General features: G+C 41.3%; 11 protein-coding genes. 5 read left to right on the top strand and 6 right to left on the bottom strand.

All coding sequences use genetic code 11. The annotated features are described in order from the left end of the window. Window positions 1-270: IS200/IS605 family transposase (tnpA, locus tag CALSC_RS03205; RefSeq protein ID WP_088239977.1), on the bottom strand; the 270-nt coding region annotated here is incomplete at its 3' end. Between the two features lie 46 nt (window positions 271-316). Here tnpA and CALSC_RS03200 point away from each other — a divergent pair. Both CALSC_RS03200 and CALSC_RS03195 read left to right on the top strand, forming a co-directional pair. Continuing rightward, a complete protein-coding gene (locus tag CALSC_RS03200) occupies window positions 317-1,441 on the top strand; it encodes an RNA-guided endonuclease InsQ/TnpB family protein (RefSeq protein ID WP_088239974.1) in 1,125 nt (374 codons plus the stop codon). A 33-nt stretch (window positions 1,442-1,474) separates the two neighbouring features. Next, window positions 1,475-1,936, top strand: a complete 462-nt coding sequence (locus CALSC_RS03195; protein ID WP_088239973.1) for a hydrocarbon-binding protein — start codon at window positions 1,475-1,477, stop codon at window positions 1,934-1,936. A 354-nt stretch (window positions 1,937-2,290) separates the two neighbouring features. On the opposite strand, the gene CALSC_RS03190 is transcribed toward CALSC_RS03195, so the two are convergent. The 4 genes from CALSC_RS03190 to CALSC_RS03175 all read right to left on the bottom strand — a co-directional run bounded on the left by CALSC_RS03190 (window position 2,291) and on the right by CALSC_RS03175 (window position 5,372). After that, entirely contained in the window at window positions 2,291-3,214 is a 924-nt protein-coding gene (locus tag CALSC_RS03190; RefSeq protein WP_159460557.1) for a tRNA-dependent cyclodipeptide synthase, read from the bottom strand. Window positions 3,215-3,346: 132 nt separating this feature from the next. Beyond that, entirely contained in the window at window positions 3,347-3,748 is a 402-nt protein-coding gene (locus CALSC_RS03185; RefSeq protein ID WP_200817546.1) for a TerB family tellurite resistance protein, read from the bottom strand. A gap of 268 nt (window positions 3,749-4,016) precedes the next feature. Beyond that, window positions 4,017-4,892, bottom strand: coding sequence for an SDR family oxidoreductase (locus CALSC_RS03180; protein WP_088239970.1), 876 nt, complete (start codon window positions 4,890-4,892; stop codon window positions 4,017-4,019). 3 nt (window positions 4,893-4,895) lie between these two features. Beyond that, window positions 4,896-5,372, bottom strand: a complete 477-nt coding sequence (locus CALSC_RS03175) for a nucleoside deaminase (protein WP_200817545.1) — start codon at window positions 5,370-5,372, stop codon at window positions 4,896-4,898. Window positions 5,373-5,486: 114 nt separating this feature from the next. Between CALSC_RS03175 and CALSC_RS03170 the strand changes: the two genes are divergently transcribed. The 3 genes from CALSC_RS03170 to CALSC_RS03160 all read left to right on the top strand — a co-directional run bounded on the left by CALSC_RS03170 (window position 5,487) and on the right by CALSC_RS03160 (window position 10,676). Continuing rightward, complete coding sequence (locus tag CALSC_RS03170) at window positions 5,487-5,837, top strand: Rieske (2Fe-2S) protein (RefSeq protein ID WP_088239969.1); 351 nt, start codon at window positions 5,487-5,489, stop codon at window positions 5,835-5,837. Window positions 5,838-6,299: 462 nt separating this feature from the next. Continuing rightward, window positions 6,300-9,167: an excinuclease ABC subunit UvrA gene (gene uvrA, locus CALSC_RS03165; RefSeq protein WP_088239968.1), complete on the top strand. Its 2,868-nt coding sequence runs from the start codon at window positions 6,300-6,302 to the stop codon at window positions 9,165-9,167. A gap of 198 nt (window positions 9,168-9,365) precedes the next feature. Then, on the top strand, window positions 9,366-10,676 hold the full coding sequence (locus tag CALSC_RS03160) for an N-acetylmuramoyl-L-alanine amidase (protein WP_088239967.1): 1,311 nt from the start codon (window positions 9,366-9,368) through the stop codon (window positions 10,674-10,676). 493 nt (window positions 10,677-11,169) lie between these two features. Here CALSC_RS03160 and CALSC_RS03155 read toward each other — a convergent pair. Continuing rightward, on the bottom strand, window positions 11,170-11,416 hold a 247-nt coding region (locus CALSC_RS03155), incomplete at its 5' end, for a WD40 repeat domain-containing protein (RefSeq protein ID WP_143288134.1).

The following is an 11,416-nucleotide window of genomic DNA, read 5'->3' as shown; positions in this document are numbered from 1 at the left end:
TCTTGACGACCTGCCTTTAAACGCTTTCACTACTTGAGATATTGAGTGATGCGGGTCATACTCAACCAATAAATGAATATGGTCAGGAGCAACATAAGAGTGCTTGATAATCCATTTTTTATCACTGGCAACAGACTGAAATATCTCAATACATCGTAATTTTAACTTTTCGTTATTAGCAAAAACCCTCCTACGTCTACATGGTATCCAGACCAGATGAACAGTAGCCAATCCGATTGCATGATTGTAGTGATTATATACAGATTTCATGTAGATGAGTATTGATTATCTACACTGTCAATGGTATCATAACTACATGAGAAGTATGAAGTTTAAACTATATCAGCACAAAAGAAACAGATTCCTCAAGGGCATGATTAACGCCAGTGGGGTAATCTACAATCATTGTATTGCCTTGCATAAACGTTACTATCGAATGTGGGGTAAACACTTAAGCTGTGCAAAACTTCAATCTCACGTTGCTAAATTAAGAAAGCGCAATCGGTTCTGGCAAACAGTGGGTTCTCAAGCAGTACAAGATATTTGCCAACGCATTGAAAAAGCCTACCAGTTATTTTTCAAATATAACAACACGGGAGCTAGACCACCAGGATTTAAGAAAGTTAAAAAATATAAATCATTCACTCTTAAACAAGCTGGTTATAAGCTTTTGGGTGGCAACAGAGTAAAGATTGGGAATAAAGTTTATCAGTTTTATCAATCTAGAGAGATTGAGGGAAAAATCAAAAATTTAACTATAAAACGCACAGCTTTGGGCGAATTATTTATGGTTGTGGTTGTTGATGAAGGTAGTAGTTCACAAGTTAAATTCACGACTGGTAAAATAGCGGGATTTGACTTTGGGTTAAAGGCATTTCTCTCTTGCTCAGATGGTACAAAAATTGAGTCTCCCCAATTTTTTAAGCAATCTCTAAACGCTATCAAAAAGGCTAGTAAGCAGCATTCTAGAAAGTTAAAAGGCTCAACCAATCGTGAACGAGCTAGAAAAAACTTAGTACGCAAGTATGAAGATATTTCTAATCGTCGTCGTGATTGGTTTTGGAAGTTAGCACATGAATTAACTGACAAGTTTGATGTGCTTTGCTTTGAAACGTTAAACCTTAAAGGAATGCAGCGTCTTTGGGGTCGAAAAATATCAGACTTAGCTTTGGGTGAGTTTCTACAAATCCTAGAATGGGTTGCCAAAAAGAAAAATAAACGGGTTGTTTTTATTGACCAGTGGTATCCCAGCAGTAAAACTTGCTCCAACTGTGGCTACATTTTAGAAAGTTTAGATTTGTCTATTAGAGAATGGCGTTGTCCGAAATGCCAGTCTGTGAATGCCAGAGACGAAAACGCTGCACGCAATATTCAAATGGTTGGGGCATCATCCATTGGGTTAGGTGATGTAAGTCGGCTAAGAGCTGCAATCACTGCTTGAGCCCAGAATCCCCGCAATAGAATTGCGGGGAGTATGTCAAGTCCTATTCTCGGAGATTTCAGCAGTATTATCTGTTTTAAAGCGGCAATTGTGGGTATTGAAGATGCTTTAGGAGAAAAAGCTGCCGCGATCGCTTTTACCGCAGCAGGTCGCAGTCGAGGTAAGCATTTAGTGCAAGAATTAGGGTTGGCTGGTTCTTCTATATCTTTGTCAGATGCCATTGAGCAAATCAGGTTGGCTTTAGGTGAGGATGGTACTCGTCTATGTATAGTGGAAAAATTAATCCAAGATACAGATGTGATCAAGGTTTATACTAGTGAAACCTTATGTTCTGCTGGTGAGCCTCAAGGTTCCCTACGTAAATGTACTTACACATTAGGGGCTGTATGGGGAGCACTAGAACAAATTATGGATCAGCGTTTGCGAGGACAACATACTGAGTCAGTACTTCGTGGTGGTGATTATGATGTGTTTGAATTTCAACCACTAAGATAAATAAAGCACAACCGAGCGCAAGTAATAAGTATAGTAATTTCAAATAAAAAACAGATAATTCCTATTAGAGGTAGAACCCCTAACAAATCCTGTGGTGTGGGCATCTTGCCCGCTTTTTGTGTAAATGGAGCAAGTGCTGCCACTACGGAAATTAATTGGAATAACTATAATAAGTAATAAGTTTACTTTTCATAGGTTTGGTGCTTCAACAATGTCTTAACGTATATGCGTAGTGCTTGCTATATATCGGTGACAAGTGCGACCTACTTCCGCGTCCAGGAATTGTCAACAAGGGGGTTTGGGTTAGTTGAGACGGTGATTGCTAGTGCCTTTGAAGAAGCATCCCAACCTAATTTAACCGTATTCACCTATAGTTTCCCTGGATCCAATGCTTGCTTTTTTCTCCCTAGCATTAGACTTCTTTTTAAGACGCAGGCTAACCCAGATCAATTGCTTCAGAGGTAAGGGTACTTCTGAGTGCAATCCTGCTGCAATTTCTTCAAAACTTTTAATTGAACCAGGATAAGTAAAAACTCGCCATTTTTCTTTAGCAAGGCAGGTAAACAAAGCAGATTCTTCGAGTAGGTAGGTTATCGCTTGGTGCTTGTGTCTTTGGAGAAACTCGTCTGCTTGCCCTTCTTCTGTCTGTTCTATCCTGTTCAAATAGCCATAGGCAAAGGATTCTACCATCCTTTGGAAAGATTCATCTTTTCGATAAAGACTCTGAAATTCCTGATAATAAGCCTCAAAGTCAGATTGCTTTTCGATCTGGGAAGCCAATCTAAACTCGAAACAACAGCTTTGGGAATATTGCTCAAATAAAAGATAGTTCTGATTGAGAAATTCCTGTCCAGCATCAAGTGCTTTCAGTCTAGCTTCATCACCTTTAATCTCTCTGCTTCTAATCTCTATCGTAAGTCGATATACACTGTCGCCAACTAGAACTATGCAAGCTGTGAAGTGTTTGCTAATCCATTTAATTGAGGCTTCAAGTCGCTGGCTATCGACAAAGTTTTTGCTTCCTAAACTAATGATGAAAACACATTGTTGATACTCAGATAGAGAACTACGTAGTTTCTGAGGGAAAACATTAGCCAAACTTGCTTTGTACCGATGAACCTGGATTTTATTAGTAGTAGATTGAGTCAACTTTAATTCGCATTTCTTCAAATAGATCGCTTTGCTTATTTTCGATTGAATCTGATTCAAGTGTTCTAGGGACAGTTGATTCCAGTCAAAATTTTCAATTATCGTTTTCTCGTCCCTGTAACTACTCATTTTGATAAATGTTTTTGACATCATAGACTTCTCCGAAAAAGAGATATTAATCTTGATTACACAAGAGTTTTATATTCTTTTTCGGAGATTTCTAGTATATTAAATTCGATTCCTCATTTGTTATTCTCCGTTTCAAATCTCAGTTTCAAATAAACTAAGCCGTAGTCGTTCGGTTGCATCTTCAAGTTCCGCTAGGGACTCAAGGCTAGCAGCTATGTTGCGCTCAATTCCTAACATTTTTGCTGCCTTAGTTACAGATGCTTTTTCTTTTTCATGGTAGCTGCCATCGGCTCGGCACATCTTGATTGCTTGGTACAACATGGTTCGGCGAAAATTCAGAGGAAAATCATAACTGATTTTACCCAATAGCTCTTCCAGGTTCGCACTTTTCCAATCGAATTTGCGGAGGGTTTCAATGTACTCTTCAGGATCGGTCAGCAAATTTCTTTGCTCGTCAATATACCACTGGAATTCTTGTTCTGCTAATTCCCCATCTGCTCCAGCAATCGCCATTAAGGAACCGCCGTAATTCACCGCGACCTCAAAATCAACTGGTTTGGTAAGCCCATACGTAATCTCAGCATATTTGGTCGGTTGAAGAGGTTTTCCACTTGTCATTTTGATTTCCTTGGAATTATTGAATATTCTGAAACACTGTAAATTGAATTCTTAGTTAAGTAAATAGGCGCAAACCAATACTAAATATGTAATAAAATATACAAATAATGAAATCCTAATATTGCTTGATTACACTACGTTTCACTCGCTGCGGACATAGTTATCAATTTTTCCACTGACCTTACTAATTACCAATTAACATTTCCAATTCTTTTCTCACCAATAAAGGTGAATATCCGATCGCAAAAGCTTGAGAACTATCCAAAGATACATCGGCTGGTCGAGGTGCAGCCATTTTCACATCTTTTTGGTGACAGGCTGTAATTTTTTCTGGTGATAATTCCAAGATATCTACTAATAAGCGACCAAAATCATAGCGAGAAATTCTTTCTGTGCCTCCTAGATGGAGAATGCCTGGGAATTGTTTTTCTAAAGCTAATAATAGACCCTTGGCTGCGGTTGTTCCACTGACAGGAGTACGAAACTCATCGATAAATAAATTTAATGTTTTCCCTGATTTTAGGGTGTGAATAAATGGTTGTAAAAAGCTTTGAGCTGTGGGTGTTGCCCTACCAAACATTAATGGCATTCGACAGATGGTTGTTAGGGGATAAATTTTTCGCATCCCTTGTTCAGCCATGACTTTCTGTTCTCCATAAATACTAATAGGAGATACGGGGTCTGTTTCTTTATAAGGTGCATTGCAACCATCAAACACTAAGTCAGTGGATGTAAATAAGCAAGGTATGCCATAATCTGCACACAGCCCAGCAATATTACAGCTAGCCTTCACATTAATTAAATCGGATTCTTGGGGATGGGTTTGGCAAAAATTTGGCTGGGAGTGGGCTGCTGTATGAATTACGGCTGCGGGTTGAATCTGACTAAATATGCCTTTTAACTCTTGAATGTCTGTTAAGTTAACTGACAACATCTTGACATTTGGTATATCAAGGTAGTGGGAAAAATAAGTGCCATAAACTTGCCATTTTGACTTTGCTAATTGACACAAATGCCATCCGAGAAACCCACTTGCACCTGTAATTAATAATTTTTTCATCCTTTAATATTCTGTTTTATCTACTGTCTGAGACCAGAGTTGGAAAGCTGATAAGGCTTCCTGTCTCATCATTTGAACCATTGGCAATTGCCGCTCGCCTATAGGTAGATCTAGTTCTTGATAAATAAATTGGTCGTCAAAATCAATATCCGCAGCATCGGCTTTAGTATTGGCATAGTACACCCGATCTAACCTCGCCCAGTAAATAGCACCCAAACACATGGGACATGGTTCACAACTGGTGTAGAGTTCGCAACCATTGAGTTGGAAAGTTTGTAGTACTTGACAAGCTTGACGAATTGCCATAATTTCGGCATGAGCCGTAGGATCGTTGGTGGATGTTACCTGATTATGAGCTTTGGCAATAATTTCTCCATCTTTGACAATTACTGCCCCAAAAGGGCCTCCTTGACCAGATTTTACACTTTTGATCGACAAAGCGATCGCTTCTTGCATAAACTGACTATTTGCTTGAGCCATCTGTTTGTCCATTCAATCGTAATTGCCCATACTGTATCTTAACGAAGTCAGCGATCATAGGGGACACAAGTACGGCAAACGAAACAATAGGGCTAATAAAAATTAGGAGTTTTTATGAGTTGGACAAAAGTTCTAGCCGAAGGTGCATTATCACCAGGAGAGCGACAAGTAGTTAATGTTGGCGATCGCAAAATTTTAGTCTTGAACCATGAGGGTAAACTTTATGCAGTTGATAATGTCTGCCCCCATTTAAAGTTGAAGATGAAAAAAGGCAAAATTACCCCCGATGGTTCCATTGTTTGTCCTTGGCATCGTAGCCAATTTGAATTGTGTAGTGGTGAGGTAAAACAATGGACTCCTTGGCCTCCTGGTGTTGGTAAAGTTATGGGTATGGTATCCCAACCAAAGCCATTGCCTGTTTTTCCTATCCGTGTTGAAGAGGGAAGTATCTGGGTAGAAGCATAGTCTTTTAAGAGATAACAAGATCGCAAACTTATTGGTAAGGGACGCAGGGGGCACTCACAAGGGGGACAAAGGAAACTAGAAGACAGGTAGACAAGGAAGATTTTTCAACGGTTTAATAGGCTTTTGGACAAGTTTGTATTTTTGGAAACCGTACTTATTTTGGGTCGGTTTTCCTCCCTTGTCTACTTTACCTCCTTGTCCTAAAAGTCTTCTACCATTTCTCTAAATCCTGGCTACAGATAATTCTCCCCCTGCTCCCTGCTCCCTACTCCCTACTCCCTACTCCCTACTCCCTACTCCCTACTCCCTTGCTGCCTTGACTAATATTTTCGATCTACTGACAATATCACACATGCCGTGCCCGATGATTTTTCCCTTAAAATAATACAACTGTTCTATCAAGATAATTAAAGCGGTAGTATTATTAAGGATTGTTTCCTGCCACCGTCTTACCCTGCTAATATGTCAAAAACCAAGCTAGACCCATCCCTCAATGGACATATTTCTCACACTGACGATAGTCAAAATACGATTCGGATTCGGGGTGCAAGGCAGCATAACCTGAAGAATATTGATTTGGAATTGCCCCGCGATCGCTTGATTGTGTTTACTGGAGTATCGGGTTCTGGGAAGTCTTCCCTGGCATTTGACACAATTTTTGCTGAGGGACAGCGTCGCTATGTAGAGTCCCTGAGCGCCTATGCACGGCAATTTTTGGGACAAATGGATAAACCGGATGTGGAAGGGATTGAAGGGCTGAGTCCGGCGATTTCCATAGACCAGAAGTCCACTTCCCATAACCCCCGTTCCACGGTGGGGACGGTGACGGAAATTTATGACTATCTGCGGTTGTTATTTGGACGGGCTGGAGAACCACATTGTCCCATATGCGATCGCTCTATTGCTCCCCAGACCATTGATCAAATGTGCGATCGCATTTTTGATTTACCGGATCGTACCCGGTTCCAGATTCTTGCGCCGGTGGTGAGGGGGAAGAAGGGAACCCAGAGGAAGTTGTTATCTAGTTTGGCTGCCCAAGGTTTTGTGAGGGTAAGGGTTGATGGGGAAGTACGGGAATTATCGGATTCCATTGAGTTGGATAAAAATTTGACCCACACCATTGAGGTGGTAATTGACCGCTTGGTGAAGAAAGAAGGGATTCAGGAGCGTTTGGTAGATTCCCTTTCCACCTGTTTGCAACAATCTTCAGGTATTGCGGTAATCGATATTATCAAAGATACTGAGAATCAAGAATTACCTGAAGAGTTGGTGTTTTCCGAAAACTTTGCCTGTCCGGAACATGGGGCAGTCATGGAAGAATTATCACCCCGGTTATTCTCCTTTAACTCTCCCTATGGTGCTTGTCCCCATTGTCATGGTATTGGTACCTTAAAAAGATTTTCCCCAGAATTGGTCATCCCCGATGTAAATGCTCCTATGTATGCGGCGATCGCTCCTTGGTCTGAAAAGGAAAATTCCTATTATTTGGATTTAGTGTATGCTTTGGGACAGGCTCATGGGTTTGAGTTGCAGACTCAGTGGAAAAATTTAACCCCGGAGCAGCAAGGGATTGTTTTGCATGGAGAGGAAAAAACTCCAGAGGCACGCAAGACCAAAAACTTTCAAGGGGTGTTGCCAATTTTACAGAGGCAATATGATGGGGGTTCGGAATTAGTTAAGCAAAAGTTAGAACAGTATTTAATCGATCAACCATGTCCAGTGTGTGGTGGCAAGCGGTTGAAGCCAGAGGCTTTGGCGGTAAAGTTGGGACAGTACGGTATATTAGAATTAACAGGGGTATCTATTGAAGATTGTCGAGAGAGAATTGATAATTTACAGTTGAGTCCTCGACAAATGCAGATTGCAGACTTGGTATTACGGGAAATTCGCGCCCGGCTGCAATTCCTTTTGGATGTGGGGTTAAATTACCTGACTTTGGATCGTCCAGCTATGACCCTTTCCGGGGGAGAAGCCCAGCGCATCCGTTTAGCCACCCAAATTGGTTCTGGGTTGACAGGGGTATTGTATGTATTAGACGAACCCAGCATTGGCTTACATCAACGGGATAATGCCCGGTTACTGCAAACCTTAAACAGATTAAGGGATTTGGGTAATACCTTAATTGTAGTGGAACATGATGAAGAAACTATTCGTGCTGCCGATTATATCGTAGACATTGGGCCCCATGCAGGTATTCATGGGGGGGATATTGTCTCTGCGGGGAATTTGCAGACATTGTTAGATGCAGAAACTTCCTTGACTGGTGCATACTTATCGGGACGCAGAGCCATAGCAACTCCAGCTCAAAGAAGGAAAGGAAACGGGGTTAATTTAATTATCGAAAATGCCCACCGCAATAACCTCAAGAATATTAATGTCAGTATTCCCTTGGGTAAACTTGTTACCGTCACGGGGGTATCTGGTTCCGGTAAATCTACCTTAATTAATGAACTTCTTTACCCTGCATTACAACACCATCTACTGAAAAGAGTCCCCTTACCCAAAGAAATTGATGCAATTAAGGGATTGGGAGCAGTTGATAAAGCCATTGTTATTGATCAATCCCCCATCGGTAGAACACCTCGTTCTAATCCAGCTACTTATACTGGGGTATTTGATGCCATTCGGGAAGTCTTTGCCCAAACCATAGAAGCGAAAGCACGGGGTTATAAGCGGGGACAGTTTTCTTTTAATGTTAAAGGTGGACGCTGTGAGGCTTGTAGTGGACAAGGTGTAAATGTGATTGAAATGAACTTTTTACCCGATGTCTACGTACAGTGTGAAGTATGCAAAGGTGCTAGATATAACCGGGAAACCTTACAGGTGAAGTATAAGGGTAAATCTATTTCCGATGTGCTGAATATGACGGTGGAAGAAGCGTTAGACTTTTGCCAAAATATTCCCAAAGCGGTGAAGAAGTTGCAAACTTTAGTAGATGTGGGTTTGGGTTATGTGCATTTAGGACAACCAGCAACTACTTTATCTGGTGGGGAGGCGCAACGGGTGAAATTAGCCACGGAGTTATCCCGTCGCGCCACAGGGAAAACCCTTTATTTAATTGACGAACCCACCACAGGTTTATCTTTTTACGATGTGCATAAGTTATTGGATGTATTGCAGAGATTGGTGGATAAGGGTAATTCTATTTTGGTGATTGAGCATAATTTAGATGTGATTCGTTGTGCCGATTGGGTGGTAGATTTAGGGCCAGAAGGTGGGGATAAAGGTGGGGAAGTGATTGCTGTGGGTACGCCGGAAGAGGTGGCGCAGAATCCCCAGTCTTATACGGGTAAGTACTTAAAGCAGGTGTTGCAGCAGTATCCAGCTTAACGAGGGAGCAGGGAGTAGGGAGTAGGGGGAGTGAAGCAAGTTACAGTTTCATCCCCCACATCATGTGATTATTTTTCTCTGATCGCAAGAAAGTTAAAATTTAGCAAAATTCCTGGTAATATTGAATTCTCAAGAATTAGTTGTTTAAAAGATACTGAATAATAATAGAATGGCAAAGTTTTTGTCAATTTAATTTGTATGGTTCACCGTCGTTTGGCGAAGCTGCTACACAAACTATTACTAAGGGATGATGTAGCAATTTATCGTCAATTATTGATTTGTTTATGCTTGTGTTTAGGTTTAGGTCTGATATTCATTGGGAGAGAACAATCTATACACCAATCTCAAATCCAAAAAACTACTGGGAATTGCGGCGCTGTCAACACTGCGATTAAATTACCAACACCTGTAAAAATTGCTGAAGTGGTTGTAGACTCAGGTATCAGCCGTACTGCTCCTAGTGATGAAGCTACAAGACTCACACCCTTACCCAAAAACACAAAAGCAACAATCACATCCACTAAAGGAGATTGGTTGCGCCTCGATTATGGAGCTTGGATTCATCGTCAAGAAACGCGGACTTTCATCAGTAATACTTCTTCTGAATCATTCGCTTGTGATATTTATTACCGTAAATTAGAAGCTAAGACTGAGGTCATATTTCCTTTACAAACTCCCGTACCCATCAGCGTCAAACAGGGCGATCGCATCTTTACTTTAACTCTGCATAATACCACTGCTAAGAATAAGATTATGCCCATCAACAATAATCCGATTATTTCCCGGATTTTTTGGCAGCAGGAGAAGCCTAAGAGAGTAAAGTACACTTTTAATCTCAAAAATTCCCAGCAATGGGGTTACAAACTGAAATATGACGAAAATAATCTAATCTTGACCCTGCGTCATTCTCCATTTACACCCACATTTACCCCTATTTCTGGCATTAGTGGACCATTGTCTGGAATTAAGATTGTCCTCGATCCTGGACATGGAGGGATAGATTCTGGAGCCAAAAGTCAGGACGGTTATTTGGAAAAGGACATTAACTTAATCATGGCGAAGTTATTGCAAGAGCAGTTAATGTTACGAGGAGCAATGGTATATTTAACTAGAGAGGATGACATCCAATTATCCTTAGGGGAACGAGTAGCTAGAATTAACAGCATTGAACCTGCGATCGCTCTTTCTATTCATTACAACCATACTGGTACTAAGAAAATTAGTCAAAAGAGACAAGGTATAGGTACCTACTGGTATCATCCCCAGTCGTTGGGATTGGCAAAATTTTTACAACAGTATGTGGTCAAAAATTTAGGTAGACCTGGGGATGGGGTACGTTGGAAAAATCTGGCATTAGCACGCCCTACAGTCGCTCCATCTGTATTGTTAGAACTGGGTTTTCTCAGTGATATGGAAGAAGTACAATGGATTGTAGATTCCCAAGAACAGCAGAATCTATCTATAGTTTTAGCAGATAGCATTGTGGAGTGGTTTAGTAGCACCCGTTGATACAGGAATAGCTGGACTGGCAAGTCAAACCATCTTTTTCTAATGCCGCCCTAACGATATCATGAAATAAATCACGAGCCATATATGCAAAAAATAATTGTCAAGCGATCGCTTAATATCTACTCTTCTTAATATACAAGGTTGGATGGAGCGGTAAGCGGAGCTATGCCGAAGGCTTATCGCACAACCCAAAATGATATCCAGAAATACAAGGGTTGTACTTTATTTAATCCACATTCCTAAAAGCGATCGCTCAATGTCTATTCCCCAGTTTATAACACCAGAATAGAGGGATGATCGCAAAGATTACTAGTTACGAACAATCGTACCAGTATGCCAGCACACAAATTACGGATTTGGGCGCAAGCAAGCCTTGCGCCCCTACATTACAACCCCTCATCTTACCTTTGACTTTTGATTAACCTTCCTTCCCTCCATCACTCCTTCCCTCCATCACTCCTTCCCTCCATCACTCCATCACTCCATCACTCCATCACTCCTTCACAACGCATCCCGTCCTCTCCCTCGCCTGGGGATGGGTAACAAAATAGTCCTCCAACCAATCACACCCCCGCGCCAGCAATTTATCCAAACTTTCCACCCGCCACACCCGGGCTGTTTTGTCAGATGAGGCGGTGACAATGCGCTGACCATCGGGGCTAAAGCTGGCGTAGTAGACCCTGCCCTGATGACCTTGGAGGGTTTGCAGCAAATTATCATTGATGTCCCACACCCGGGCT

Source organism: Calothrix rhizosoleniae SC01 (assembly GCF_900185595.1).
GTDB lineage: Bacteria > Cyanobacteriota > Cyanobacteriia > Cyanobacteriales > Nostocaceae > Calothrix_A > Calothrix_A rhizosoleniae.
Note: the sequence above shows the minus strand (reverse complement) of the source record. Positions and strands in the feature narration are given on the sequence as shown.